General features: G+C 61.8%; 22 protein-coding genes and 1 pseudogene. 8 read left to right on the plus strand and 15 right to left on the minus strand.

Annotated elements, in window-relative coordinates; genetic code table 11:
* Positions 1-105 precede the first annotated feature (105 nt).
* From RHOOR87_RS0100190 to RHOOR87_RS0100200, 3 genes are read right to left on the minus strand one after another with little or no spacing between them, the layout of a single operon-like run.
* Entirely contained in the window at positions 106-927 is an 822-nt protein-coding gene (locus RHOOR87_RS0100190; protein ID WP_027483907.1) for an abortive infection family protein, read from the minus strand.
* Positions 928-978: 51 nt separating this feature from the next.
* A complete protein-coding gene (locus RHOOR87_RS0100195; protein WP_027483908.1) occupies positions 979-1,989 on the minus strand; it encodes a nucleotidyl transferase AbiEii/AbiGii toxin family protein in 1,011 nt (336 codons plus the stop codon).
* Positions 1,982-2,578 carry a DUF6088 family protein gene (locus RHOOR87_RS0100200; protein ID WP_027483909.1) on the minus strand — a complete coding sequence of 199 codons (597 nt, stop codon included), beginning with the start codon at positions 2,576-2,578 and terminating at the stop codon, positions 1,982-1,984. Before RHOOR87_RS0100200 ends, RHOOR87_RS0100195 begins: the two co-directional genes overlap by 8 nt.
* 167 nt (positions 2,579-2,745) lie before the next feature.
* Between RHOOR87_RS0100200 and RHOOR87_RS0100205 the strand changes: the two genes are divergently transcribed.
* From RHOOR87_RS0100205 to tadA, 7 genes are all read left to right on the plus strand, one after another.
* On the plus strand, positions 2,746-3,393 hold the full coding sequence (locus RHOOR87_RS0100205) for a hypothetical protein (protein ID WP_027483910.1): 648 nt from the start codon (positions 2,746-2,748) through the stop codon (positions 3,391-3,393).
* Entirely contained in the window at positions 3,390-4,601 is a 1,212-nt protein-coding gene (locus RHOOR87_RS0100210) for an XRE family transcriptional regulator (RefSeq protein WP_027483911.1), read from the plus strand. The genes RHOOR87_RS0100205 and RHOOR87_RS0100210 overlap by 4 nt, the downstream gene beginning before the upstream one ends.
* Positions 4,602-4,606: 5 nt before the next feature.
* The gene (locus RHOOR87_RS0100215) at positions 4,607-5,908 is read left to right on the plus strand and encodes a DUF2130 domain-containing protein (protein ID WP_027483912.1); all 1,302 of its coding nucleotides are present in this window, start codon (positions 4,607-4,609) and stop codon (positions 5,906-5,908) included.
* The gene (locus tag RHOOR87_RS0100220) at positions 5,905-7,152 is read left to right on the plus strand and encodes an SIR2 family protein (protein WP_027483913.1); all 1,248 of its coding nucleotides are present in this window, start codon (positions 5,905-5,907) and stop codon (positions 7,150-7,152) included. The genes RHOOR87_RS0100215 and RHOOR87_RS0100220 overlap by 4 nt, the downstream gene beginning before the upstream one ends.
* Before the next feature lie 43 nt (positions 7,153-7,195).
* Positions 7,196-9,055 (plus strand): ATP-binding protein, encoded by a 1,860-nt coding sequence (locus tag RHOOR87_RS19655; RefSeq protein ID WP_196806962.1) that lies wholly within the window; start codon positions 7,196-7,198, stop codon positions 9,053-9,055.
* A gap of 3 nt (positions 9,056-9,058) precedes the next feature.
* Complete coding sequence (locus tag RHOOR87_RS19660) at positions 9,059-9,271, plus strand: KTSC domain-containing protein (RefSeq protein WP_081699971.1); 213 nt, start codon at positions 9,059-9,061, stop codon at positions 9,269-9,271.
* Between the two features lie 310 nt (positions 9,272-9,581).
* Positions 9,582-10,070, plus strand: coding sequence for a tRNA adenosine(34) deaminase TadA (tadA, locus tag RHOOR87_RS0100225; RefSeq protein ID WP_027483914.1), 489 nt, complete (start codon positions 9,582-9,584; stop codon positions 10,068-10,070).
* 3 nt (positions 10,071-10,073) lie between these two features.
* Here the strand turns inward: tadA and RHOOR87_RS0100230 are convergent, their stop codons facing one another.
* From RHOOR87_RS0100230 to RHOOR87_RS0100280, 11 genes and pseudogenes are all read right to left on the minus strand, one after another.
* A complete protein-coding gene (locus RHOOR87_RS0100230; RefSeq protein ID WP_027483915.1) occupies positions 10,074-10,613 on the minus strand; it encodes a VOC family protein in 540 nt (179 codons plus the stop codon).
* Positions 10,614-11,082: 469 nt separating this feature from the next.
* A complete protein-coding gene (locus RHOOR87_RS0100235; RefSeq protein ID WP_231381684.1) occupies positions 11,083-11,745 on the minus strand; it encodes a hypothetical protein in 663 nt (220 codons plus the stop codon).
* A gap of 125 nt (positions 11,746-11,870) precedes the next feature.
* Complete coding sequence (locus tag RHOOR87_RS0100240) at positions 11,871-12,395, minus strand: hypothetical protein (protein ID WP_027483917.1); 525 nt, start codon at positions 12,393-12,395, stop codon at positions 11,871-11,873.
* Between the two features lie 127 nt (positions 12,396-12,522).
* Positions 12,523-15,483 carry a Tn3 family transposase gene (locus tag RHOOR87_RS0100245; RefSeq protein WP_027483918.1) on the minus strand — a complete coding sequence of 987 codons (2,961 nt, stop codon included), beginning with the start codon at positions 15,481-15,483 and terminating at the stop codon, positions 12,523-12,525.
* 151 nt (positions 15,484-15,634) lie between these two features.
* Positions 15,635-15,988 carry a copper-binding protein gene (locus RHOOR87_RS0100250; protein WP_027483919.1) on the minus strand — a complete coding sequence of 118 codons (354 nt, stop codon included), beginning with the start codon at positions 15,986-15,988 and terminating at the stop codon, positions 15,635-15,637.
* Positions 15,985-18,051 (minus strand): annotated as a pseudogene (locus tag RHOOR87_RS18835) (CusA/CzcA family heavy metal efflux RND transporter); the annotation flags it as partial. The pseudogene RHOOR87_RS18835 and the gene RHOOR87_RS0100250, both read right to left, overlap by 4 nt.
* A gap of 122 nt (positions 18,052-18,173) precedes the next feature.
* Positions 18,174-19,250: an IS5 family transposase gene (locus RHOOR87_RS0100260; protein WP_027483920.1), complete on the minus strand. Its 1,077-nt coding sequence runs from the start codon at positions 19,248-19,250 to the stop codon at positions 18,174-18,176.
* Between the two features lie 144 nt (positions 19,251-19,394).
* The gene (locus RHOOR87_RS18840) at positions 19,395-19,592 is read right to left on the minus strand and encodes a hypothetical protein (RefSeq protein WP_043795149.1); all 198 of its coding nucleotides are present in this window, start codon (positions 19,590-19,592) and stop codon (positions 19,395-19,397) included.
* On the minus strand, positions 19,589-20,965 hold the full coding sequence (locus RHOOR87_RS0100270; RefSeq protein WP_027483921.1) for a divalent metal cation transporter: 1,377 nt from the start codon (positions 20,963-20,965) through the stop codon (positions 19,589-19,591). The genes RHOOR87_RS18840 and RHOOR87_RS0100270 overlap by 4 nt, the downstream gene beginning before the upstream one ends.
* Positions 20,966-20,996: 31 nt before the next feature.
* Positions 20,997-22,352 carry a carbohydrate porin gene (locus tag RHOOR87_RS0100275; RefSeq protein ID WP_231381685.1) on the minus strand — a complete coding sequence of 452 codons (1,356 nt, stop codon included), beginning with the start codon at positions 22,350-22,352 and terminating at the stop codon, positions 20,997-20,999.
* A gap of 624 nt (positions 22,353-22,976) precedes the next feature.
* Positions 22,977-24,098 (minus strand): site-specific integrase, encoded by a 1,122-nt coding sequence (locus tag RHOOR87_RS0100280; RefSeq protein ID WP_231381686.1) that lies wholly within the window; start codon positions 24,096-24,098, stop codon positions 22,977-22,979.
* A 209-nt stretch (positions 24,099-24,307) separates the two neighbouring features.
* Between RHOOR87_RS0100280 and RHOOR87_RS0100285 the strand changes: the two genes are divergently transcribed.
* A complete protein-coding gene (locus RHOOR87_RS0100285; protein WP_027483924.1) occupies positions 24,308-25,291 on the plus strand; it encodes a DNA-binding protein in 984 nt (327 codons plus the stop codon).
* Between the two features lie 279 nt (positions 25,292-25,570).
* Here the strand turns inward: RHOOR87_RS0100285 and RHOOR87_RS0100290 are convergent, their stop codons facing one another.
* Positions 25,571-25,903, minus strand: coding sequence for a cupredoxin domain-containing protein (locus RHOOR87_RS0100290; RefSeq protein ID WP_027483925.1), 333 nt, complete (start codon positions 25,901-25,903; stop codon positions 25,571-25,573).
* Positions 25,904-25,924: the final 21 nt, after the last annotated feature.

The raw sequence follows: 25,924 nt of genomic DNA on the forward strand, positions 1-25,924 counted from the left end.
GCATGTCGCAGCCAGTGAGGGACATATTTACTGCGCAGTAAATATGCCCGTCACACCGAATATGAGGCAGCAGTCTTGGCACGCTGTCCTCTCGCACCGCCGGTTCTAGAACGGCAAGTCGTCGTCGAATGCAGCGCCCGAACCCGCCGACATCATCGGTTTGGCCCTGGCTTCAAGCGATTTGATGAAACGCACCGAGCTAGCGACGTGGTTGAAGATGAGCAGGCTTTCCTCGTAGTTGAGGATCGGGTTGTCGTGCGCCAGGCTCTTGTTGTTGCGCACGTCGTTGAAGGCCTCCAGCACGGAGATGCTGGACTTCAGGATGCGTTCCGTCATCAGCGATTCAAGCAGTCCGGCATCGCGCAAGCGCTTCACATACTCGCCGAAGATGCTGTGCAATGCCTTGTCGCGATTGATCTCGACGCCGCGGTTCGCACACACCGTGCGCAGGTACTTCATGACGAAGGTGTGTAGACGGTCCAGCGCAGCTTCGGGCTGGTTCTTTTCGATCGCTTCGCGCACATGCTGCGCCACAGTCTCGAAATCGCGTTCGTCAGCCGTAGCCGTGAGGGCATCCAGCTCGGCCACCGGCGTGTCGTTCAACATCCGGGCGGCGATCTTCCAGCAGTCATCGGTGAGGTCGGTCAATCCGAGCTCATTGCCCAGGCAGTCTTCGGCTTGGCCGTACTGAATCAATGCCTGGATGACTTTGCCGACCAGGTGGTTGCCTTCGACAGTCCAGAATCCTCGTAGGCGGTTGGCCTTCGAGGTCCCGCGTTCGCGATAGACCGCAGCGTCGATGTCACGACGGGTGTGCTCTTCGAAAAACTCACTGAACGTCTGGTCCGTGAAGTCGAGTACATACCCACCGCTCATTCGGAACAGGCGCTCCAACTTGCGCCGTTCAATGGAAGAGACCTCAGCCATGGTGTTCCAGCCGTACGGTGATGGCATAGGGGGTGTCTGATCGTCTGCGCCTCATGCCGCATTCGCTTTTTGCTGGATGGCCTGGCATTTACGGAGCAGGGCGTCGAAGGATTCGACCTCGTCAAGGAATAGGCCGTCGTCGACCATGTGCTGGTAGTCCATTGCCAACTTGACCAAGGCATCGTCGTCGGGGACGAGGCATAGTCCGCCCGAAACGGCAGCGTGGTAGTCGATCAGTTCGCCGTCTGACTTTTTTTCCGCAAAGAAGATGCTCTTGTGATCGGCCACCGCATTCGCGAGCGCCCTGTCGGCGATCGCGGCGTCGGTGAAGCCGGCGGCATCCAAACGCGTGACATCGTGCCAGTGACGTGCAAACCGGTCGCCGCCGCGAAAGACACCTTGCGCGCAAAAGACGTGGATCGCAGTTGCCTTCTCCCAGAAGGTTCGCTCGGCACGCATGACCTTCGGCATCGCTTCTGGAAACTCCACGCCCTGCAGGTGCGCAGCGGCGTCACAACGGACCGGGCGCAGTTCGCAAGGCTCCCCGGTGGAGCGTGCGCCGAATTCGAGCATGACCGCAGGCGGCACATAGCCCGTTCCTGAGACCAGTGGCGTGTATTCGATGAACACCTTGTCGCCTTCGGCTCGTGCTTGGGCCGGCAGGCCATGCTGCTCTAGGTCCTGCTGGAGCCGGGGGATGACTTCGGCCGTCACCCACTCGGCCAGACGGGTACGAATCTCCTTACTCCATTTCTTTTCCTGGCTCCTGCTGGCGGGCAGCGGCGCGCCTGCCTTGCCGATCAGATCGCTGGCGATGGCGCGGATGTCGTAGGTGAGATCCACGTCCTCGGAGAAGCGCTGGATGACGCCGTAGGCCTTCGACAGCGAGGTGCCACCCTTGAATATGAGATGCGGCGCATAGGGCGCGGCGAACAGGTGGCGCAGGGACCACACCACCCAAACGTCCTTTTCGAGCAGGTGCGGCGGGCGGCCGGAAGCATCGGCAGCCTGGGCAAGGGCTTCCAGGCGTTCATCGACAGAGAGTTCGAAGAACTCAGCCATGCGACACCAGCGCGCTTACTTCCTGCGCCATCCATGTCGGCAGGCGGGCACGTGCCGATGCGACTTCTTTCATCTCGGCCGGCGGCAGTTTGGCGCGTAGCGTTCGCAGCGCTTCACCGGCTCTCTCTGGCCCCAGCCATACCAGCGCCCGCACGACATCGCCGGCAGCGCGGCCAGGAAAAATCAGCTGCCACACCGGCGCGTGCCTGAATTCGACGGTCTGGGCCCCCAGCTTCAAACGGCGGCTGGGGCCGGAGGTCAGATAGACGGATCGCACCGGCACTTGAGTGGTGAGGCCCAGCGCGTTCGCCGCCGCCGCACCATGCGACACGATGATTTCTCCGCGTTGGTGGGCCAGCCCTTCGACCATTTTGGAGGTCGACGGGGCGCGCGACCCGAAGCGGCTTTCCACCGGCAGGACATAGATGCCGCGGCCAGCGCGCAGCAGGGCACCGCGCTGCACGAGCCGGGACAGTACCTGGTCCACCGCCGCCCGGTTTCCCAGGTGCAGCAGTTCCTTGGCGACCAAGGGTGTGCCTTCCGGTAATCCGGCGGCGTGCTCCAGAACTTGTTTGGCGAGGGTTTGCATAACGGGGATCTCCTGACTGGTAGAAGTATAGGCGTATTTCTGACACTTTCAAAGGGCGCGAGCGTGGCTGCTTGTCATAGAGGCATCCAATGGCGTATATTTTCGCGCTAAACGAAACTTTTCCGTAGTAAAATACCGAAAAGCGAAATCAGACCTTGGAGTAGCGAATGACTCAACCGCCCGCAGACACAATTCCGGACCTCTTGCGGCGCAGCTTGCCGCGCGAACTGGTGATGGCCGTCGAAGAAGCTTTGAGCGTCGGTGCCCAACGCGCACACGCCGCGTCCAAAGGCATGGACGAGGGCCACTTGCCGCATGTGGTTGGTCAACTGCGGCATTTCCACATGAATGAGGCGTTTCACCGAGCCCTGGCGATGGGGGAGGCCTCGCCGACCGCTATTCGTGGTAACGGCATCGTTAGCGGCCGGGCAGGGGTTTTCACACTGGCCAGGTTCAACATTCCGGATGGCTTCTGGGTCAATGGCCGACGTAGCCACACGCGCCGCCAGATGTCATTTGCCAACAAGGCCATCGAGCCATTGGTACAACCGGAATTGTTCGACCAATACACCGCGCCCTCCGATGCCGTCGCGTTTTTCGTGGCGTGCTTCTCGGGCTCGCTGTATATCCAGCCAGACTCGCCTGTGTCGATCCAGATCGCGGTGCCTGACCGTGAGATGCGGGGCTGGCTGTTCAAGGAGCCGCTGGATGCGTTCCTGCGGCGGTACGAGCAAAAGCCTGCAGCGCAAGACGATTTGGCCAAGCCCCAGCTCAAGAAGATCAAGAAACAGGGCAACGATGGCAGCGCGTCATGAGCCGCGGTGGTATTCAAGGCTTTGAGAGTGAGCGCCTCAGTCAGATTCTTGCCGCGAGGCGTTTGAGCCAAGTGCAACTCGCCTCGCTGGTCGGCGTGTCACCCGCGACAGTCAGCAAGTGGCGATCGGGCAATCAGGCGCCCGAACGTGAAACTCTGGAGCGCCTTGCCGGCGTGGTCAACGTCACGCCCGAATGGTTCACGCGGGCGCCCTCCGCCAAGGTGTCGCTGCCCCTGTTTCGCAGCAACGCGTCCGCCCACGTGGCTGCACGTGCGATGCTGGAAGCGCGCATGGAGTGGGCGCAGGACGTCGCGCTTGCATTATCGGAGTTCGTGGACTATCCGGCGCTGAATTTGCCGACCCGGCAGTTCAAGGAGCCCGATGAGATCACGCCCGACGAGATTGAACTGGCGGCGAGCGAATGCCGCGATCTTTGGCGTATCGGCCGTACTGCCGTGCCGGACTTGGCGCTGGCCATTGAAGGCGCTGGGGTAGTCCTGATCCGCGAGGAAACTGGCATTTCGCAGATCGAGGGCCTGTCGGCATGGAGCGATGCGCTGGGACGCCCGCTGGTTTTGCTCTCGGCCGACAAGGATAACGGCTATCGAAGCCGTTTCGATTTAGCGCACGAGCTCGGTCACCTGATCCTGCATCGGTTCATTCCCCGACCGACCGAGCGCGATCGTCATAAACAACTGGAACAACAAGCCCACCGCTTTGCGGGCGCATTCCTGCTGCCGGCGGAAACGTTCGCGAGTGAGGTACGTACGCCGGTGACGCTGGACGATCTTCTCTTGCTCAAACGCAGATGGGGTGTTTCCGTCGCTGCGATCGTGATGCGTTTGCGTGCGTTGAAGATTCTCGATGAAGAGGCGGCGCAGTCACTTTTCAAACGACGATCCGCCCGTTGGGGCGCCAAGTCCGAACCGGGCGATGACGATAGGCCGCCAGAGCGGCCGCGCCTTCTACGTCGAACGATTGATCTTCTTGTTGAGGAGAACGTGATGCCCCTCGATTCAATCCCTCGGCATATCGGCTTGGCTGCCCATGACATCGAGATGCTGGCTGGTTTGTCTGAAGGGTACTTCCAGGGCAAACCCAAAGTGGTTCAGCTTGCTCGATTGCGTCCTGCCCCTGGCGGTTCAAGCGAGCCAGCTGCCGCGGTAGGCAACACCGTCTTGCCATTCAGATTGCCACCGAAGCGGTGAGGGCAATGACAGAGCCAACAATTACCTGTCCCAACTGCAAGATAGTCATCCCGCTCACAGAGTCGCTTGCGGCTCCGCTGATCGCAGCGACGCGTCGGCAATTCGACCAGCAAATCGCGCTGAAGGATGAGGAAATCGCTAGACGTGAGCAAGGCGTTCGCGAGAAGGAAAAGCAAATTGCGGATGCGAAACGCGACCTTGACGAACAGATCACGGAGCGGGTCGGCATTCAGCTCAAGTCCGAACGCGCCCAAATCGTTGCCGAGGAAAACAAGAAAGCGAAGCTTGCCAGCGCTGCCGAACTCGACGCCAAAGCGCGTGAGTTGACGGAGCTGCAGGAAGTTCTGAGGACACGGGACGAAAAACTCGCTGAGGCACAGAATGCCCAGGCTGAATTGCTGAAGAAGCAGCGCGAGCTTGATGATGCCCGCCGTGAGCTGGAACTGACGGTCGAAAAGCGCGTGCAGGACGGTTTGGGCGAGGTCAGGAATCTCGCCAAACGCGAGGTCGAAGAGGGGCTCAAACTAAAGATGATGGAAAAAGAGCAAACCATCAGCTCAATGCAGCAGAAAATCGAGGAACTCCTCAAGAAGGCCGAACAGGGTTCGCAACAACTGCAGGGCGAGGTACAGGAACTTGAGCTTGAAAATCTGCTGCGTGCCAAGTTTCCTCTTGACTCGATCGAACCCGTTGCCAAGGGTGAGTTCGGTGGCGATGTTCTGCAGCGCGTCGTCAGCCAAGCGGGGCATCAGAGTGGCGCAATCCTTTGGGAGTCAAAGCGTACCAAGAACTGGAGCGATGGGTGGTTGTCGAAGCTCCGCGACGACCAACGCACGGCGAAAGCCGAGGTATCAGTCCTCGTGAGCCAAGCCCTCCCCAAAGGAGTGGAGACGTTTGATGTGATTGACGGGGTTTGGGTCACCAGCCCGCGTGCGGCGTTGCCGGTCGCAACCATACTCCGCCATACGTTGCTGCAGATTAACGTCGCCAGGCAAATAGGTGAGGGGCAGCAGACCAAGACGGAAATGGTCTATCAGTACCTTACCGGCCCTAGATTCCGGCACCGCGTGGAAGCTATTGTTGAGGCATTCTCATCAATGAAGGACGACCTCGACAAGGAACGCAAGGCCATCACGAAGCAATGGGCTAAGCGCGATCAACAGATCGATCGCGTCATGGAATCGACGGTTGGAATGTATGGCGACCTGCAGGGGATCGCGGGAAAATCTCTGCAAGAGATCGACGGTCTAGGGCTATTGGCACTGGAATCTAACGCAACCAAGGCTACCGGAGATCTCGATTCATGACTTCCCAGTTTCATTGTCCGTACAGACAATCAACGCTGCTTCAACAGGCACTTGCTCCGGACAAGATGCGAATTGCGTTCCTTCTGGGTGCCGGCTGTCCAGTGTCCATTCGCATTCCGGATGGGACCGGCACGCGGCCCTTGATACCAGACATTCAGGGTCTCACTAAATTGGTTGGAGAAAAGCTAAGTGCTTCGACAGATCACGCTGCGAACTATGCGGTCCTGATGAAGCGATTTAGCGATGGCGGATCGCCAAGTAATCCGACGATTGAAGACATCCTTAGCCACATCCGAACTCTGCAGGATGTCGTTCGTAATGGCGCGATAGACGGCCTCGACAAGGCGATGCTTGCGGGACTCGATGCAGAAATCTGTAACATCACGACCGAGGTAGTCGGCGTTCCGCTGTCAACCTCGTTGACGCCATACCATCAGCTTGCAATGTGGATCGGCGGCATTCAGCGCACCCATCCAATCGAGGTCTTCACACCCAACTATGACCTTTTGGTCGAACAAGCCCTTGAGTCTCATAGGATTCCGTACTTTGACGGCTTTGTTGGATCGAAGCAGGCGTTCTTTGACCTAACGTCGATGGAAAGCGAAGCGCTTCCTCCGCGTTGGGCACGGCTTTGGAAAGTTCACGGATCAATCAACTGGTGGAGGAAGTCAGGAAGCTCCAGTACTGCCGCATCCGAGGTCGTGCGCACGAGTGCAAAGCGCGAAGGTACCGAGGACCGGCAAATGATTTACCCATCGCATCTGAAGTACGATCAGAGCCGGCGCATGCCCTATCTCGCGATGCTGGACCGGCTTCGCGAGTTCCTGGCGCGCGGGCAAGGGGTGTTGGTCACTTGCGGCTACTCGTTTGCTGATCAGCACTTGAACGAAGTCATTCTCCATGGCCTCAGGAGCAACCCGACAGCAGTCTGTTTTGGGCTACTGCACGGATCTCGCGCTGGGTACGCCGATGCGATCAGCAAGGCGCGTATGCACCCAAATCTAAGCCTTCTTGCGAAAGACGGTGCAGTTCTCGGAACCTCGGAGCGTGACTGGCGGACTGACGCCCAAGACGTTCATCCTCTTCACGGCTTAGCCGTTTCCGCCGAGCTCACGCCTTCGACACCGGGTGCTCCGGCAACTCCGTGCGAATTCCTTCTCGGTGACTTCAAGCACTTTGGCGCCTTTCTCGCGCAACAGTTGTCGTCGCCACTCGACGATGTTGGGGCCGCGAATGTTGCATGATCCAACGTTCATTGGCACTGTTCAAGATGTCCACGGTGCGAGCGTGACCGTTGAATTGAGTAGTGACACTGTGACCGGACTCGGTTTCTTCAACGGTGAAGGCTACCGGATAGGTCAGGTCGGAAGCTTCGTGCGCATTCCCCTTGGTTTTGTCGAACTTTACGGCGTGGTCTCCCACGTTGGCGCTGGCGCAGCCCCTGAGAGCGACGAAGAGCACAAGGCTTATGGGAATCGTTGGGTAAAGGTCCAGATGGTTGGCGAAGGTCAGCGTGGAGGTCGATTCGAGCGCGGAATATCGCAACATCCGACGATCGAAGACCGCGTCTACATCGTTACTGAAGCCAACTTGCTGGCCATCTACGGATCGGGCGACCCACAAGACTTCGTTTCGATTGGGCACTTGGCAAGCGCAGAGTCCATTCCATCGCTGGTCAATATCAATAAGCTTGTGACCCGTCACTCGGCCGTGGTGGGCACAACCGGTTCTGGCAAATCTACTACTGTGGCTGGGCTTCTCACGGCTCTTTCGGATAGTTCTCGATATCCATCGTCGCGAATTGTCGTTCTTGATATCCATGGTGAATACGGAAAGGCGCTCGCGGATCGAGCGTCCGTGTTTGTGGTCTCTGCCGATGCAGCCAAGAATCAAACGCCGCTTCACGTGCCATTTTGGGCGTTGAGCTTCGAGGAGCTTGTGACTCTGGCCTTTGGGAAACTCAGCGATGCGCAGCTCGGCGTTGTCGCTGATATGGTCGTGCAACTGAAGAAGGAGGGGTTGACAAGTCAGCCTCGCGACGGTGTCGATCCACTGCGCGTGACTGTTGATACACCGATCCCATTTTGCCTTCACAAGCTGTGGTTTGAACTCCACAAGCGAGAACACCACACACTCATTCCGCGGCCCGGTACGGCATCTGACGAAGTTGATCCGGCCTACGTCCTGGATGCCAACGGGCAACCTGTTCAGCTTGGTGATGCGATGTCAGTTACACCACCTCTTTATCGCACCATCAAGACGACAGGTCCGGCGCCGGAGCGCGTGCAGCAAAGCCGCGACATCATTGGCATTCGACAACAACTTGCGGGACTTGCATCAAAGCTGAGAGATCCGCGCTTGGCCTTCATCTTCAATCCTGGCGATTGGCTTCCGGACATAGACGGGAAAACCGTCAAAGACCTTGATGCAGTGTTGGAAGGGTGGATCGGTAGTCCTCGACCGATAACGATATTAGATTTGTCGGGGATACCGTCATCAATACTGAACGAACTCATCGGAGCATTACTGAGAGTTCTATATGACGCAGTGTTCTGGGCGCGGAATCTGCCCGAAGGCGGCAGAGAACGCCCGCTTTTGATCGTTCTGGAAGAGGCGCACGCCTATCTATCCAAAGACAATTCCGGATCGGCCGCACTCGCCGTGAGGCGGATCGCGAAGGAGGGCCGAAAGTACGGTGTTGGCATGATGATTGTAAGTCAACGGCCGTCCGAGATTGACTCCACGATTCTTTCCCAGTGTGGAACCATCTTTGCCATGCGCCTTTCGAATGATGCTGACAGAGGGCATATAACCAGCGCGGCCTCTGATAATTTGAAGGGGCTTTTTGACATGCTTCCGGTGCTGCGCACAGGTGAGGCTATTGTTGTCGGAGAGGCAGTAAGCTTGCCTGTTCGAACACTGGTGACACCACCTCCCATCGATCGGCGACCTGATAGTGTTGATCCTAGAGTTGTAGAGCGCGGCAATGAGAATGTTGGCTTCGATGGCCCGGGTGGTTGGGGTCAACGCCGTGACCCGAACGACTACAAGCCGATGGTCCGTCAGTGGCGCAGACAATCTCCTCACTACGAGCACGTGTCTCCCGCTGTTGATACTGCAGCACAACCAACCCCAAAGAAGGTGTGAATCATGGATTGGATTGAATCGCCAGAGTCTTCCAACGTCGCTCGTTTTGGTTACGACGGCCAAACAAGTGTGTTGAGCGTAGAGTTTAAGAATGGCAGCATTTATAACTATTTTGATGTGCCGGAGGTGATATTCGATGGAATGCGCCATGCGCCTTCAAAGGGTCAATATCTGGCTCAATCAATTAAAGGCACATACCGCTACGCGCGAGCATAGCCGAGCTGGCGCCCTCGCCTGAGGGTGCGCTGCCGGCCGTACAGAGGTAAGATCAGGGGCGATTGACAATGAAGTCGAAAGAGTTGTCGCCCCGCAAGTCGCTCCATCTCCCGTGCCAGCAAAAGCTGTGCGCTTCTGACGGTAAAAGCGACGGTAAAGCCTCATGTCGATCACAGCCAAATCCTTTAACCACGCGGACTTGCGAGTCTTGTTGATGATCGAGTGGGAGTAGGGAAATCAACCACTTGAACGCACCCGAGAAGGCCGGCAACTTGCCGGCTTTCTCATGTTCAAGCCACAATGCATTGAAATGACTGACGAAGTAATTGGAAGCTCAGGCGAATTCTCGGCCGCCGACGTGCAATACATGCAGCGCGCGTTGCAGTTGGCCAAGCACGCCCGCGATGCCGAGAACGAAGTACCGGTAGGCGCGGTGCTGGTGCAGGGCGGGAAAATCGTCGGGTTGGGCTGGAACCGCAACATCACCCTGCACGACCCGACCGCCCATGCCGAGATCATGGCCATGCGCGCCGCCGGCGAGAAGCTGGCCAACCACCGCCTGTCCGGCGCCACGCTGTACGTCACACTGGAGCCATGCTCGATGTGTGCGATGGCGATGATCCACGCTCGCCTCGGCCGCGTGGTCTACGCCGCCGCCGACCCGAAGACCGGCGCCGCCGGCAGCGTGTTCGACACCCTGCTGGATGCGCGCCACAACCATCGCATCGAAGTGGTTGGCGGCTTGCTGGCCGAGGAATCCGCCGGCATGTTGCGCGAGTTCTTCCGCGCCCGCCGTTGAGCCTCAATCGCCACCGAGTGGCATCTCGACCGCCGCCAGATGGCTGTCGACGGAACCCGCCGCCTTGCTGTCCAGCAGCTGCAGGCGCAAGCCCCAGGGCGACACGAAATCCAGTACCAGACGTCCGGTCAGCGGTCCGGAACTCAACCGGTGCGGCATTCCGCTCACGTCGACGCCTTCGTCGCGCAGCCATTGGTCAGCATGGACGACGTCATCCGTCACGAATCGCAAGGTGCGGCCAACCTGTTCCGGCGACGGCCGTGCGGGTGAAAGGGTGGCATCCCGCTCATCGAACAGTTCAATGATCGAACCCGCGTCGCAGGCCAGCAGAGTGGATTGCCGCGGGCTGTCGACCGCGCCCGCGGCCGGGTCGAGCGGGCGACAGTTCAGCACATCTCGGAAAAAAGCCACGGCCTGCTGCAAGTCCGGCACGCCGATCCTGGCGTAGTCGCCGCCGTACAGCGTGGCCGCACCAGCACCCGGCAGCGCCACGCTCATCATGCCGAGCACGAGAAACAGCCGCGAAAGTAGTGATTTGCCCATGATCCGACACCCGAATGCACTCGTGCACAGCGATATGGCGTCGGCCGTTCGCGGCAAAACGCTTGGTGGGTGATCAGTGAGTCTCCATGGACGAACGATCGACCGAAACAAGATCGTTCCCAGGCGGAAACGGTGCGATCCCGCCAAGGCCGTTGATCCGCGGCCCGGCGAGCCGGATCTTTCGAGGTGTACGCACGAACCGGCACGGATCGGGCCGATCAACTCACATCGCGAGGAACCCGGGAATGAAGACCAGCTTCAGCCGCCAGCCACTACATCCGCGACTCCGATTCGGTAACCCGAACGTCACGGGCCGCAGCGCCCCTGCCAGGCGCGCTGGCGCCGACATCGGCTTGCGCCCCGCGGATGGTTACGACTGGTTGCGCCGGATCAAGCCGATCCGGGCCGCTCAGCGGGCAGGGCAGTAGCCCACCTTGCCAGGGTTCACTTCACCGCCACCGCGGTGCGCTCAAAAGAACTCGTACTCGACCTGGGCCAGCACCGTGCGCCGCGGAGCGGCGGGATTGATGCCCAGAAGTAGTCCGACACGGTACTCGATGTTGCCATGCGTGCCCGGCACGTGCCACTCACCGGTGGCCACGGGACCGGCCTGGTAGGCATGGTCGTCCGGCCGGCCATACGCCTCGATGCCTGGCCGAAATGCGGACGTCAATGCATAGGTGCCCGCGTAGCTGTAGCGGAACTCGGTGCCATGCGACGCGCCGCTGCCGACATGGCGCTCCCAGATCAGGTTGACACGATGATCGAAGCGACCGGCCGCCTTCTCGAGCAGTGCGCCAAGCTCGAGTTCACCCGGACCACCGCCCCTGGGATGACCGTAGGAGGCAAGCAGGCCGATGTCGGCCCAATAACGGCCCGGCTCGGTGAACTGGAACGTGTTCTCGAATTCATAGCCCACCAGTTTCCCCCGGCCGCCGGGCTCTTTCTTGTACTCTGCCACGTAGAGTTCGGGTTTCCACCAACTGGTGACTGCGTGCGCGACGGAAAGCTCGGCCGCCCGCTCGCCGCCGATGTCCGCACGCCCGTCACTGAAACCGTAGCCGCGCAGCTCGATTTCGGTCTGGGTGGCTATCACATGCGGCGAGTAGACGATGAAATCGTCGGCATGCACGAGGCCGCTGCCTCCGAGCATGGCAAGGCCGAGGATTGTCGGAAAAATACGGCGGGAGAGGGATTGAGCCGAGATACGTGTAATTTTGATAACCAGAATCGAAATTCCACCATCGAGGCAACGAGTTAGCCGTTTTTCTTGGCCGCCGCGCGAGCCCGTAGGTCGGCGTGCGTCACCCGAGGCAATGCGATGAAGTCCCGTTCTGGCATGACCTCATAGTCCTCTTGGAACGGCAGGTATAGCTCGACGATCCACTCCCCTTCCTCCTGCCGCCCTGCGAAGGGATGGAGGATTTCCCCGTCCGGCCGACACCGGTCGAAGCGCAACACGCCCGAGTGTGGGTAAAGCTGGGCGTGCCGCGCCTCCAGCATGCGCGTCACGACCTCTGAGGGATAACCCGGGTGTGCCATCGTCTGGTGCTCTTTCAAAGAGGCTGACACTGCATCGACATTTGTCCGGTGGCAGCGCGCCATCTCGTGCTCATCGAACACGACTTCCCTGGCGATGTACGGCGGCCCCTGGTACCAGTTGGGGTCCTTCCGATCGAGCTGGATGGCCAAGATGGTCCGGGTGCCCACATCGGTGCACCGCCACCGGAACCCGGCGCTTGCCACGAATTCCAGACCAATATGAAAATCCGAGAGCTCCACGGTACCTCCTGCCATGCCACTGCCACGTCGCTTGAAGCATAGCGAGCACGGGTCTCGTGGGTTGAACGCCCCCTGGCCGAGATGGGCTGCGCGGAATCACCACCCTCGTGCCCATCGCCTGCGACACTCAAGCAGCCAGGGCCAGTTCGGCTTCGTAGGGCTCGGGCACGGCCTCGGCATCGATCAGGTAGTCTCCAAAGCGTTTGATATGGCTCGTCATGTAAGGGCTGAGCGCGGCCACATCTTCGGCAGTGATCTTCCAGCCTTCCCGCATGAGCGAACGGATGATGCGGGTTTGCTCCACGACGTTATGGAAGATCACGGCGTTGGCCACCAGGTCGTTGTACTTGACCGCCTTCTCCTGCTCCACCGGATCGTTGTCGGCGATGATGCCCTCCCCACCAAAGAAGAAGTATTTCGAGAATCCGTTATAGGCCTCGACCTTGTTGGTGGAGGCGGTGATCTGTTCGCGCAGGTCTTGGTCGGAAATGTACTGCAGCAGGAAGAGCGTGCGCACGGCCGAGCCCAAGGCGCGAAAAGCGTGGTAAAGCCGGTTCTTGCGGCTGTTGTTGCCCAAGCGCCGCAGCAAGGTCGAAGCGGCCACCTTGCCGGCTTTGATCGACAATACGACTCGCATCAGGTCTTTCCAATGCGTCTCGATCAGGTCCCAATCGACGCTGTCGCGGAACAGCGCATCGATGTGCTCGTAGGAGGCATCCGTATCGGGCCGGAAGAACCGGTAATCCTGCCAATTTCGGATGCGTGGCATCAGCTGGATGCCCAGCAAGTATGAGAGCCCGAAGACGGGAAGCGACTGCCCTTGGGTGTCGGCGTGCACGATATCCGGCTGGATGTCGGACGTGTTCTTGAGCAGGCCATCGATGATGTACACCGCTTCCCAGACCCCGCATGGGATGAAGTGGCTGAACAGCGCGACGTAGGTGTCGGAGACATGATGGTACGCAATGCCGCCGTAACCACCGTACCGGATGTGGTATGAGGCCAGGCTGTTCTGAATGTACATCTCGTACTTGGTGCCATCTGCCGCGGCACGCTTGCTGTCGCCCCAGTGCTTGGGCAATTGAAGGCCAGCGTAGCTATTGATGATGTCGCGGCATGCGGCGGCCAGTTTGTTCGCGTCGATGTGGCGACGATTGACGAACGACAGCATGTGCGCCGTGACAGCCCCACGGAAATGACGTGCCGCCTGATTGGGGCCCAGGTTGCATCCGTAGGTAAAAGCCGTCAGCACATAACGCTCGCGTGCCTGATCAATCTTCGGGTCCGACCCGGATAGCGGGCCGAAATGACGATGCCAGTTGGTCCAGTGCCCCACGTCACATAGCACATCGATGACGCTTCGCTCACGCAGGCGCTCATGAATGGCCGTTTCGAGGGCTTTGGCCTGGCTACTCATCTCTTTGGCCTTGCTGCGCTTGAGAACCGGCATGCCCTGGTCATCGATCACGACCTGGCCGTTGTCGACGTACTCCTGGTCTGTTTGCTCGGCGACCTGCATCAGGCGCGACTGCAGTGTGTTGACGAACGTGATCGGGTCAGCCGGCAGGCCAAACTCTGCGCAATAGGCGGCCACTTGGGGCTCGCACTCCTCCCAGCTCAATAGCTGCTCGCCTTGGTCGGCGTACTCCTCCGATCCCGGTACGGCCACATCACCGGACTTGAGTTCGTTCGCCAACGCGGAAAACACGCACACCTCGAAATGCCGACGGTGAATGCGCTCCTCGCCATCCTCGGTGCGCTGCGTCAGGGTCTTTCGCCACAAGTGTGTTGTGAAGGACAGATCCATCGGCCCGTCCAGCCAATCACCGCGCTGCCGTTCCTGCGCAAGGATCAACTCCAGGGCATCGATCAACGAACGATCTTCCGTCGTGCTTTTCAGATTGAGGATGCGCACCATGCGCAGCAGCGTGGGTCGGTGGCTCTTGTAGTACGGCCAGAGCAACGGCAAGTAATTGTCACCGCTGTGGGCGGCGATCGCGTTGCAGTCCTCCTGCAGCGTATCGATGCTGCCGCGCTGCCCGACCAGGCGCCGAATCTCACGACCGGCGGCTGTGTCGCTGCGTTGTTCGGCGAGTACGCGAATCACATCGGACATCGTTGCCACCAGCACCTCGGCCTTCTCCCGGTACTGGCTGCGCAGGCGATCGAGATGTTCCTTGCCGTGTACATGGATCTTGCTCATGCGTTTGATGAACATCGCCGCCAGATCGTCGCGCACCTGTACCCGTGCCCGGTGGATCAGGCAAAGCAGGACAGCATGTCGCTTGGCGAGGCGGAAATCTTTGAGTTCGGCGGCATCGAGTGCACGCGCCTCTGCCGCGAAATGCTTGCGCTTGAGTTCGGGTATCCCAACCAACGGCGCGTCCGTGTTCACAAGCGCGTCAAGCCGCTCCATGTGGTCGATCAGTTCCTGGAAGTGCCTCAAGGATGAGCGCTTGGGGAGGCGTTTGACCTCGTGCAGCGGCCTTTTGCCGGCTTTCCCAGCGGCTTGTAGCAATCCATCCAGGCGTGCCTTCTCGTCCGCCGTCAGGCGCTGAGCAATGGTTGCGAAGAGCTGGCCGTTGACCAGCGCACGGACACGTCGCGCCAGCCGATCAAGTGTACTGAAGGCTGGCAGACCGATGCGGTCGGTGACCAACTGCTCGATGCCCACATTAATCAGATCCGGCGGGTGATCCATGATGGCCGCGGCATCTCGCATGGCTCGGGCCGCCACATCGAGACCGCCTTCCTCGAACGGCCGGAAATCCAGGTGCTTCCGGATCAATGCGTGATAGCGATACAGCGTGACCGCGCTAGGCTGGGCAGGCTTCACCTGGATCCGAAACTTCAGGGACGCCCTGATATGTCTCAGTACGGCTGCGGGCACCTCATCCAGTGCCGGGAAATAGCGCAATCGCTGAAAGCTCTTCAGCAGGATGGCCAGGGTTAATCGACTGGACGGCTGTCGTGCATGCTTGACGATGAAGGCCGTCTCGGACTCGTCGACGGTGTACAGCGCGACGAGTTCGCGAACCACAGGATTACGTTTGAATTGCGGGTATGCAGTCCGATCAATCGAAGCCATGCCATGCCTCGGTACCGATGGAAAGGGGGCCACGCGCGGCAACAGCCCGCAGCCAGCGGCGACTCGCTGTTCGCGGGCTGAGCGCTCGTTCCGTCACGCTATAAAGGCCCGATCATAGACCAGGCCCATGTGGAGCCGCGGCATGGCCTGCTCAGGGCCGCAGCGGTGTGATCGCCGTCACCGTGCTGGCCATGCCGGCCGGGTGCAGGGTGAAGCGCACCGACTCGCCGACCTTCACCTTCTGCAGGAGGGGCGGCGGATCGGCCTTGAAGGTCATGATCATCGCCGGCCAGCCGATGGCGGTGATGGCCTGGTGCTGGAGGGTGATCGTGCCCTTGGCGGTGTCGATGGCCTTGACGATCCCCACGCCCTGCGCCAGGGTGGGTTTGGCCGGTTGCATCCCGGCCATGCCGGGCATGCTCGGATCCATCTGCTGGGCGAAGGCGGCGGTCGAGGCCAAGGCCAGCGCACCGGGAAAGGCCAGGGTAAAAACCTGCTTCTTCATGATTGGATCTCCTGAGGTGGGTGGAACGTCGGGGTGGCTGGTGCGGACTTGCGCAGTCGGTGCCGCATGAGCAGGCTGAATGCGGCTGGCAGGATGAGCATGGACAACAGAGGTGCGGTCACCATGCCGCCGATCATGGGGGCGGCGATGCGTTGCATGACTTCAGAGCCGGCGCCATGGCCCAGCAGGATCGGAAACAGACCCGCCAGGATTACGGCCACCGTCATCGCCTTGGGTCGTACGCGCTGAACCGCGCCTTCGCGGATGGCCGCGTCCAGCGCCTCGATACCCGCCTGCGGGTTGGCCGCGAGTTGCCGATCCCAGGCATGACGCAGGTAAAGCAGCATCACCACGCCAAACTCCGCGGCGACGCCGGCCAGGGCGATGAAGCCGATGACCGTCGCCACCGATACGGCTTGGCCCAGCAGCCAGACCAGCCATAGACCGCCGACCAGCGCCAGCGGCACACTCGCCATGATCAGGGCCGCCTCGACCGCGCGCCGGAACACGGCGTAGATCAGCACGAAGACGATGAGCAAGGCCACCGGCACCACCAGCCGGAGCCGCTGGGCGGCGCGGGCCAGGTACTGGAACTGGCCCGACCAGTCCAGCGTGACGCCGGCGGGCAGCGTGACCTGTTGCGCCACCGCGCGCTGGAGCCGGGCGACCACGCCACCGAGGTTGCTGCTATCGGTGTCGACGTAGACGTAGGTGGCCAGCTGGCCGTCTTCGCTCTTCAGCATCGACGGTCCCGCCGCGACCGTGATGTCGGCGATCTGGCCCAGCGTGAGCTGGGCGCCGTTGGCCACCACGATCGGCAGTTGCCGCAACGCCTGTACCGAGTCGCGGTCCACCCGCGGGTAGCGCACCACGATCGGAAAGCGCTCGCGCCCCTCGATGCTCTGGCCGATGGGATCGCCACCGACCACGGTGGCGATCAACTGCTGCACCTGATCCTGCGTCAGTCCGTAACGCGCCGCCGCGTCCCGATGGATGTGCACGTCGACGTAGCGGCCACTGGCCGGGCGCTCGGCGATCGCCGAGCGCACACCGGGCACGGTGCGTGCGACGGCCTCGATGCGATCGGCCACCGATTGCAGTGCCGCCAGATCGGTGCCCAGCACCTTGATGCCGATGGGACTCTTGATGCCGGTGGAGAGCATGTCGATGCGGTTGCGGATCGGCGGCACGAACAGGTTCGTCAGCCCCGGCACATGGACGGCCTGGTTCAGCGCGGCCTTGATCCTGGCCATCGTCATGCCGGGGCGCCACTGATCCTTCGGCTTGAAGGTGATCGTGGTCTCGAACATCTCCAGCGGCGCCGGGTCGGTGGCGGTGTCCGCGCGGCCCGCCTTGCCGAATACGTGGGCTACCTCGGGTACGGTCTTGATCATGCGATCCGTCAGCTGCAGCAGCTGCGATGCCTTGCCGGCCGACAGTCCCGGCAAGGCGGTGGGCATGTACAGGAGCGTCCCCTCGTCCATGGCGGGCATGAACTCGCTGCCTAGCCGGCTGAGCGGCACCAGCGCCGTGAGCAGCAGCAGGCCCGCCAACGCCAAGGTGGTCTTCGGCCAGCGCAGCACGGCATCGAGGATCGGCGCGTACAGCGCCGTGAGCCACCGGTTGAGCGGATTGGCCCGCTCCGCTCGGATGCGCCCGCGCACCAGGTAGCCCATCAGCACCGGCACCAGGGTGATGGCCAGGCCCGCCGCGGCCGCCATGGCGTAGGTCTTGGTGAACGCCAGCGGCTTGAAGAGCTTGCCTTCCTGACCCTGCAGCGCGAACACCGGTACGAACGACAGTGCGATCACCAGGAGACTGACGAACAGCGCCGGCCCCACTTCCACGGTGGCGTCGGCGATCAGCGACCAGCGGGCCTCGCCTCGCGGCTCCGCACCGTCGTGCCCGTCGCGCCAGTGCTCCAGGTGCTTGTGGGTGTTCTCGATCATCACGATCGCCGCGTCCACCATCGCGCCGATGGCGATGGCAATGCCGCCCAGCGACATCAGGTTCGCCGTGACGCCCTGCAGGTTCATCACGATGAACGCGGCCAGCACGCCTAGCAGGCTGTTGAGAAGCAGGGTTCCGCACTGCTTTTGATAGACACGATCTATGGCATGGCGGCCACTGCGATAGCGGTGGAGTGCGATTTTCCGCCCTGCGGGCGCACGTCTCCTGTCATCGCTCACGTTGGTGAAGGCTCCCACCATTCGCCGATGCCGCCGAGGCGGATCAGGTTATAGGCGGCAAACGTCCAGGTCACCCAGCCGCGCACCGCGGCGAGGCCGACCATCGGCAGCTTGCGCAGCCCGCCGATGGTCTTGATCCAGCCAAAGCCCTGTTCGATCCGTTTGCGTACCTTCTGGCTGATGCCGTAGCCGCGCGTGCTCGCCACCGCACGCGGCACGGCACTGCGTCGCCCATTGCCCGTGTTGCGTGCGATATGCGGCACGATCTCACGCGCCCTCAGGGCCGCAACGAAGTCCTGCGTGTCGTAGCCCTTGTCCGCACCCAGGGTGGCCCCTCGCCGGACGCCGGCCGCGGTGAGCAGGTCCAAAGCGCCGTCCCGCTCGCCGGTGCCACTGGCATGGCGGACGTCTACACCGATGATCAGGCCATGACGGTTCTCCATCAGGCTGTTGGCCAGGTAGCTCAGCTTCGCTTCCTTGCCTTGGCCCTTGCGGATCAGCCGGGCATCCGGATCGGTGGTGGACGCATGCGTCTCGTTGCTGCGCTTGTGCCCACGGAAGTCGTCGCCATTGCCCTCGTCGTCGTCCTTGGGCCGGAAGCTCTTGTGCGAAGCCCACGCCTCCAGCAGCGTGCCGTCCACCGAAAAGTGCTCGTCGCTGACCAGATCACGCAGCCGCGCCAGCAGCACGGTGTGCTCGAAGAAGTGCTGGGCGATCAACTCGTCGAACAGCCGTTGGCGGTTGAAGGAGAACGTCGAGTGGTCCCACACCGGATCGTCGATGTTCAGGCCGACGAACCAGCGGAACAGCAGGTTGTAGTTGAGCTGCTCCATCAGCAGCCGCTCGCTGCGCACGCTGTAAACCACCTGCAGCAGCGAGGCGCGCAGGATGCGTTCGGGCGGGATCGACGGGCGACCGCCTGCGGCGTAGCGCGCCGCCAGCAGTTCATCGAGCTCGCCCAGGATCGCGTCCACCAGAATCCGAAGCTTGCGGATCGGATGATCCGGCGGCACGCGATCCTCGACCGATACGTACGAAAACATGCCAAGCTGTTGGACGTCGGGGCTGCGCATCGGATCAAGCGGTCAGTGATTGAGAGCGTCTATGACCGCGGCGATGCGCGGAGGTTTCTCGACAGCCTGCTAGGGCATCATGAGTGATTGTCGGGCGGGGTCAACGAAGCGCGTGCCCGCGTCGTACTGGCATGCCGACCACTCTCAGGCGTGCACGCCGGCGGTGAACGCCCACAGCACAATGACGCACATCACCACCACGTAGATGCGCAACCCCCAGAACACCCACTGCTGCCACGGCGTCAGCTGCAAGCGATGCACCGGCGGCAGCTCGTCATGCCAGCCTTCCTCGGCCAGCAGCGCCTGCACCTGCTCGGGCGTGTACTCGTTAAGGTCTTTCATGGGTTGCCTCCAAAGATATGCGGAAATACGGTGACCAGGCCATACAGGACGTTGCAGGCGATCAGCCCGAGCATGATCGCGACTGACAGTGCGTTGCGCACCGGCCCGTTGGCATGCTCACCCATCAGCTCACGATCGTTGAGCAGCATCAGCAGGAACAGCATCGCCGCCGGCATGAACACCGTGGCGATCACCTGCACGCTGAGGTTGAGGAAGCCGATCGGCAGGTTCGGGAACAGCACCACGCCGGCTGCGACCACCGTGCCCATCACCGCCGGGGCATAAAAGCGCCATGCCTGGCCGGGTGACGCGTTGAGCGAGCGTGGTAGATCCAGCGCCTCGCCGATCGCCCAGCCGGTACTGGCGGTGATCACGATGGTGGCGATCAGCCCGGCTTCGATCAGGCCCAGCGCGAACAGCTTCATAGCCGTCTCGCCTAAGCGCTGCTGCAGCGCGGACAGCACTGCCTCGGTCGTAAGGTTCTTCGCATCGGGAAGTCCCGACAGCGCTACCGCGCCGAGCACGATCACCGCGATCGCCACCAGTACCATGCCGCCCACACCGAGCATCAGGTCGCGTCGGCTGGCCGGGATGTCCTTCGGTAGCAGACCCTTGTCGACCACGCAGGACTGCTGGAAGAAGAGCTGCCACGGCGCGATGCTGGTTCCGATGTTGGCTGACAGCAGGATCAGGAAGGTCGCCGACAGCACGCCGCCGGGCAGCACCCAGCCCGAGCCTGCGAACGCACGCGCCACAGCATCCCAATGCGGGTGTGCCATCAGCACCAGCGGCACGAACACCAGGTTGAGCGCGGCGATGAACAGCGCGATGCGCTCCCACGCCCAGTAGCGCAGGAACACCAGCGTCATCACCACGAAGCCCAGCGTCAGCGGCACGCTCAGCCCATACGGAATGCCGAACGCCTCGCCGCCGATGCGGATGCCCAGAAACTCGGTGACCAAGGTCAGGATGTTGGCTAGTACTAGGTCGACCAGCGAGAAGATGCCCCAGAACGGGCCGTAGCGCTTCCAGATCAGCTCGGCGTGGCCGCGCCGCGTCACAGCGCCCAGGCGGATGGTCATCTCCTGCACCACGTAGGCGACGAAGCCGAGCACTAACATCAGCGGCAGAAACAGGCCCAGCCCATAGGCTGCGCCGGTCTGCGCGTAGGTCAGCACGCCACCGGCGTCGTTGTCGCCCAGCATCACCAGCAGGCCGGGGCCGATCAGGGCGAAGGCCAGTACCAGCCGGTTCCACGGCGTGGCAGGGCGCCGGCGCAGTGTCGCCAGGTGCAGGCGGTCGCGGATACGCTGCTGCAGGCCTGCGCGGGCCGCGGCGCTGGCGTGTGGTACGGAGATATCTGGCACAGACATGGTCAGGCTTCCTGTGGGTATCGAAGAAGTATCAGAGGCTCAGGTGCAGGCGCAGGCCGACCACCCGCGCCGGGCCGCGCGCGCGGTTGTAGCCGGGGTTGGCGATCCACTGCAGGTCCGGGCTCAGCTGCAAGTAGTGACCGAGTTGTAGGCGGTAGTAGGCTTCGATCACCCGTTCGCGGCCGTAGTCCAACGCGCCGTCGCACAGCAGGAAGCCGCAGCCGCCTGCGGCGAGGTAGGCGCGATGCGCGCTGGCTAGGCCGTTGAGGTCGAACGCGATGCCGATACGGTCCTCGGAGCGGCGCCAGTGCGCGCCGGACAGCTGCGCCCCCGCGCTCAGCGCGCGCTCGGCCTCCGTGTAGGCGAACGACTGAGTGTGGCCGTCGTTCCAGCCCCAACGCGCGAACAGCCCGGTGTCGCCGTCGTCGGCCAGTGGCAGCTCGGCATTGATCACGTAGCCGTGCTTGCGGCGGCCGTAGCGACCGTCGGCGGCGATGTCCGGCGTAGCGCCACTGGCGGCGGCGAGCGCCAGCGCCTGCGCGTAGTTGCCCATCTTGGCGATGTTGCGGAAGGCCAGCAGGCGCAACGCGAAGCCGTCACTGCCGAACGGGTGCAGCGACAGCTGCACCTGCTCGGCACGGGCTCGGTCCAGTGGCCCGGCCAGCGCCTGACCGTTGGCCTGCAGCGGCATCTGGTACACGCCGTAACGCAACGTCCAGTGGTGCTGGACCCACGCGACGATGAAGCCGTCGGTGTAGCCGCGGGTATCGGCGGCATAGTCATAGGACGCCGCGTTGATGAAATCCCAGTTCATGAACTGGTGGCGGGTATCGTTGGCGTAGCGGTTTTTGTCGAAGTCATCGGCCAGCGCCAGCCGCCCCAGCTTGAGCTCGATCCGCTGGGTGGCCAGCGTGCCGGGAAGCTGATCCTGCGCCCGCGCCATCGGAGCGCTGTTGGTGCCCAAAGGCAGATTCCAATCGAGGTAGGCGCGCGCGATGTACGGCCGCTGCTTGCCGCCCGAGCCGGGACCTGCGCGCACCACATCTCCGTTGACGTAACCGGCCAGGCCGGTGCCCTTGTTGATGCCGCCACCGGTGAACAGCTCGCCATCCAGATAGAAGGCCAGATGCGCCGGCAGCCGCATGCCCAGATAGGCACCGAACGTGCGCGAGAGCGCTTGGTCACCGCCAGCCGGCAGGCTGAGCGGGCCGGTATAGGCGGAATGCATGCGGTCGAGCTTCTGCGCCACGTAGCTGACCTGAGCATCCAGCAACTGCGGCACGAATAGCGGTGGCGCGCTTCCGCTGTCGGCATGCGCGCGCGTGACCAGGGCGCCGAGGCCCAGTAGCAGAAGTACGAACAGTTTGGATGTAGGCAAACGCGTCATGCGATCGATCTTTGGCAAGAGCGCCAGCAGCGACGGCCGCGGGCGCCAGCGTGGGGGAAGGGAATGTCAGCGCGAGGTCAGCCAGCGGGCGCGCAGACGCGTCTCGCCGGGCAGACGCTGCCAGTGTTGGATGAGCAGCGGACGCGGGGGCACGCCCGCCGGGTGCAGCGGCGGACGAGCCGGCGCAGCGCGCGGTGCGCGCGAGGATGGCAGTAGAAGGGTAAGCAGGAGCATGGCTCGCCTCCAGTCCGCAGACCGGGGGGCGAGCGGGACGTCAGGAGTGCCCGCCCGCGACCGGTGCGCGGGATGTGTACACGTTGGGCTGAACCTCGGCAGCAACCGGCGCCGATGGCGCGATCACTGCGTTGGTACTCGGATAGATGTCCATGGGTCTCGGATGCAGCAAATAAATGCCCGCGGGCGATCCGCCGGGCGCGCGTACTCTAATTGCCCTTGACGTTGAAGTCAACGATATTTGTGTCACGGCGATGGAATCATTGCCCGGGAAGGGAAGATTTGGGTGATGCCGTTCGGCTAACGGCGCGGTCGATTGCAGCTGGCAGTCGTGTCAGAGAGCAAACTTCAATGCGCTCACCGGCATGCCAAAGCGATCGCCGGGGTCAGTCATGGCATCTCTCCGCGAAGCACCGAGGTCCCGATGCGTGTTTTCGTAGTACTGGCATGTCGTGCATCTTCTTCTGCATGAACATAGATCGACGTCGTGCCGATGGAGCTATGACGCAGGTTCTGCTGGATGTGGTGGATCGGAGTGCCATCCTCGGCCTGGTGCGTGGCGGCCGTATGCCGCAGCCAATGCGTCGAGGCGCGGCGCACTCGTGTGGCCTTGACCTCATCCTGCTGTTGCAGTGTCTCGGCTACGCGCCGGAAGGTGTCCTTGACGATCTGGTAGACCGCCGTGGGCGTCAGCGGGGACGATCGTCCGGCGATGCCAAGAATGGCCGGGATGTTGCCGTCGCCCGAAGGCAACGCGGGCAAGCCGTGGAAGCGCCGATAGCGTGCGAAGTCGTCCATGAGACCGTCGCTCAGGGGGACGGTGCCTTCGACGCCACCTTTCCCCACGGTGTGCAACCACCACCGCCCACGGATAGGTTGGAAATCGTTTTCGTTGGCGGCCGCGGCTTCGGCGGCTCGTAGTGCGGTTTCATAGAGGAAGCGAAGCACCCAGCGAGCGCGTTCGTAGCGTTGCCGTTCCCGCATGGAGTCCTGCGGCCAATCGTCGACGACGCGTAACACCTCTTCCCAGATGGCACGGTCCAAGTAGCGTTCGATCGTGCGTCGAGTGCCTCGGCGTGCCCGTTGTCGCTGCAGGACGAACGGACTGCCCGCGAGATAGCCGGCACGCACGAGGTAATTGAACAGTCCCGCAAGAATGCCCAAGGCCTGGCGACGGCTGCGCTCGGCCAACGGACCGACCAACAGTCGCCGATGCTCGCCGCGACGGGCGAGACCGGCGTCGCACCAAGTCGCAGGGGGCTGAGCAAGAAACGCCTCATAAGCGATCACATCCTCGCGGGTGAGACTCGACACCGGCTTGCCACGGATTTGCGTGGCCCAAAGCAGCAAGCGTTCGGCCTCTTTGCGATAGCTGCGGAAGGTATGCGGCGAGTCGTGATATTCCGCCAGCCACAGGCCGATCGCGGCCACGTCGTCGTTGGCGGCGATCTGCCGCGCCACGCTGGCAGAGGCGCGATTGGCGCCAGCGCATCCCGACAGGGTGGGCGGCAAGGCTTGGGGCAACGCTAGAAGGTTCGCTGCAGGCTCCGTCATGCTTTCCGATGTCTGACGCCATGGGAAACGTAGCGTACAGCCAAAAGACATTCGATTATGGAAGTTATCGTAAATTTCTTGATCTAATCGTTACATATATAACGTAATACTGTGATATACACAGAATTCATTTGACGAAATTGACCTTCCGAGCGACTGGAGCAGCCATGAGCCGTGTCAGTGATACCCGTCAACGGACCCGCGAAGCCGCCGCTGTCTTGGTCGCGGACGGTAAACGCCCCCACGAACTCACCGTCGACCTGATCTATGCCGCCATACAGCAAGGCAGCCGCACCACAATCAACGACGAGTTGAAGCTGTGGAAGGATGAGCAGGCCAAGGCCGATGCACTCGGCGCCGATCTCCCGCCGGCGATCGCCGATGCCATGCGCTCACTTTGGGTGGCGGCCGTGGAACAAGGGGAGCACGTCTTCAACGAACATCGCCAAGCGCTGGAGTCCGATCTGGAAACGCAGAAGCGTGCGCTCCATGACGTAGTTGTCGAACGAGACGCGGCGCAGGCAGCGGTTCACCAGCTGCAGCACGAGGTCAGTCAGCTTCGCGAGCAAGGCATCGAGGTGCGGCAGCAGCTCATCCAGGAAGCCGAGGCCAAGCGTGATGCCCTTGGCCAGGCTCAAGCGTTGCAGCACGAGGTGGCGGCCGTTCGTACCGACATAGCTCAGCAACTAGAGGCCGCACGGCAGGCCCACGGCCGATTGACCGCCGAATTCCAGGCGACCATTGCCGCCCGCGACGCTGCGTTTCAGGTGGAACGGGACAAAGCCAACGAGCGCGTGGAGGCCGCTCAAGCCCGCATGCTGCAAGAAACCGATGCCGCGCGGGAAGTACAGCGGCATGCAGAGCAGCAATTGGCCAAGCTGCGGCAACGTAGCGAAGACCAGCAGACCAGCCTCACGGAATTGCGACTGGACATGGCGCGTCTTCGCCGGGAATTGGCGGAGGGCGAAGCGCGCTTGGCGGCGGTGGCCACCATCACGGGCGAGCGCGATCAGCTTGCCTTGGAGCTGGCTGGCGCGCGGGGACAGGTCAGCGGCTTGAAGGCGGCACTTCAGTCAGCGGAAGCCCGCGCAGTGGCCGCAGAGAACCAGTTGACTGTGGCCCACAAACGCCGTCTATCCAAGCAAAAATGAGGACGGGACAGGAACAGGCAGGGAGTGCAAGGGAAAATAAGCTATCTCTATAATTTCAAAAGAGAATATGACTTCTACTTATCAAAATTACACGTATCTCGGCTCAACCCCGGAGAGATCGGTAAATGCGTAGTTTGCCTGCATGGAAAGTCCTGGGAAAACATCGGGTCGGGTAGCCGCCTGCCGCAGCAGCAACGGCGATACGCGACTGATTGAGAACAGGTGTGAAGGGATCCACGCCATGACGGCGGTGGGGGAGGCCGATCCGACGGCAGGCAGCTATTCCACGATCAGGCGCCCCTGGGCCGTGTCCTGGTGGAAGTCGCCAAAAAAGGCATAGGTACCGGCGCGCAAGGGGCCGACATAAACCGTGGCGCTGCCGTTGGGCAGCACCAGCTTCTCGCGACTGAAATCCGTGCTTTCGAATTCCTCGGGCGTCGGATCCTGGTTGTTCACCACAATGCGCACCTTGGTATTGGCCGGCATCCTGATCTCGCTTGGCTGATAGCGATGGTTCTTGATGACCAAGGTGTACTCCGGCAACTCGCCGGCCACTGCGTTTCCGGCAGCAGCCAGCAGGATGACCCCGGCCAGCATCAAAAAATACTTCATCTGCAAATTCCCGCGTGTTTG

The sequence above is a fragment of the Rhodanobacter sp. OR87 genome (assembly GCF_000473345.1).
Lineage (GTDB): Bacteria > Pseudomonadota > Gammaproteobacteria > Xanthomonadales > Rhodanobacteraceae > Rhodanobacter > Rhodanobacter denitrificans.

Bases quoted from the DNA above. Each gene is read 5' to 3' on its own strand.
- RHOOR87_RS0100190 (WP_027483907.1), bottom strand. From the start codon at position 927: ATGGCTGAGGTCTCTTCCATTGAACGGCGCAAGTTGGAGCGCCTGTTC.
- RHOOR87_RS0100195 (WP_027483908.1), bottom strand. From the start codon at position 1,989: ATGGCTGAGTTCTTCGAACTCTCTGTCGATGAACGCCTGGAAGCCCTT.
- RHOOR87_RS0100200 (WP_027483909.1), bottom strand. From the start codon at position 2,578: ATGCAAACCCTCGCCAAACAAGTTCTGGAGCACGCCGCCGGATTACCG.
- RHOOR87_RS0100205 (WP_027483910.1), top strand. From the start codon at position 2,746: ATGACTCAACCGCCCGCAGACACAATTCCGGACCTCTTGCGGCGCAGC.
- RHOOR87_RS0100210 (WP_027483911.1), top strand. From the start codon at position 3,390: ATGAGCCGCGGTGGTATTCAAGGCTTTGAGAGTGAGCGCCTCAGTCAG.
- RHOOR87_RS0100215 (WP_027483912.1), top strand. From the start codon at position 4,607: ATGACAGAGCCAACAATTACCTGTCCCAACTGCAAGATAGTCATCCCG.
- RHOOR87_RS0100220 (WP_027483913.1), top strand. From the start codon at position 5,905: ATGACTTCCCAGTTTCATTGTCCGTACAGACAATCAACGCTGCTTCAA.
- RHOOR87_RS19660 (WP_081699971.1), top strand. From the start codon at position 9,059: ATGGATTGGATTGAATCGCCAGAGTCTTCCAACGTCGCTCGTTTTGGT.
- tadA (WP_027483914.1), top strand. From the start codon at position 9,582: ATGACTGACGAAGTAATTGGAAGCTCAGGCGAATTCTCGGCCGCCGAC.
- RHOOR87_RS0100230 (WP_027483915.1), bottom strand. From the start codon at position 10,613: ATGGGCAAATCACTACTTTCGCGGCTGTTTCTCGTGCTCGGCATGATG.
- RHOOR87_RS0100245 (WP_027483918.1), bottom strand. From the start codon at position 15,483: ATGGCTTCGATTGATCGGACTGCATACCCGCAATTCAAACGTAATCCT.
- RHOOR87_RS0100250 (WP_027483919.1), bottom strand. From the start codon at position 15,988: ATGAAGAAGCAGGTTTTTACCCTGGCCTTTCCCGGTGCGCTGGCCTTG.
- RHOOR87_RS0100260 (WP_027483920.1), bottom strand. From the start codon at position 19,250: ATGCGCAGCCCCGACGTCCAACAGCTTGGCATGTTTTCGTACGTATCG.
- RHOOR87_RS18840 (WP_043795149.1), bottom strand. From the start codon at position 19,592: ATGAAAGACCTTAACGAGTACACGCCCGAGCAGGTGCAGGCGCTGCTG.
- RHOOR87_RS0100270 (WP_027483921.1), bottom strand. From the start codon at position 20,965: ATGTCTGTGCCAGATATCTCCGTACCACACGCCAGCGCCGCGGCCCGC.
- RHOOR87_RS0100275 (WP_231381685.1), bottom strand. From the start codon at position 22,352: ATGACGCGTTTGCCTACATCCAAACTGTTCGTACTTCTGCTACTGGGC.
- RHOOR87_RS0100285 (WP_027483924.1), top strand. From the start codon at position 24,308: ATGAGCCGTGTCAGTGATACCCGTCAACGGACCCGCGAAGCCGCCGCT.
- RHOOR87_RS0100290 (WP_027483925.1), bottom strand. From the start codon at position 25,903: ATGAAGTATTTTTTGATGCTGGCCGGGGTCATCCTGCTGGCTGCTGCC.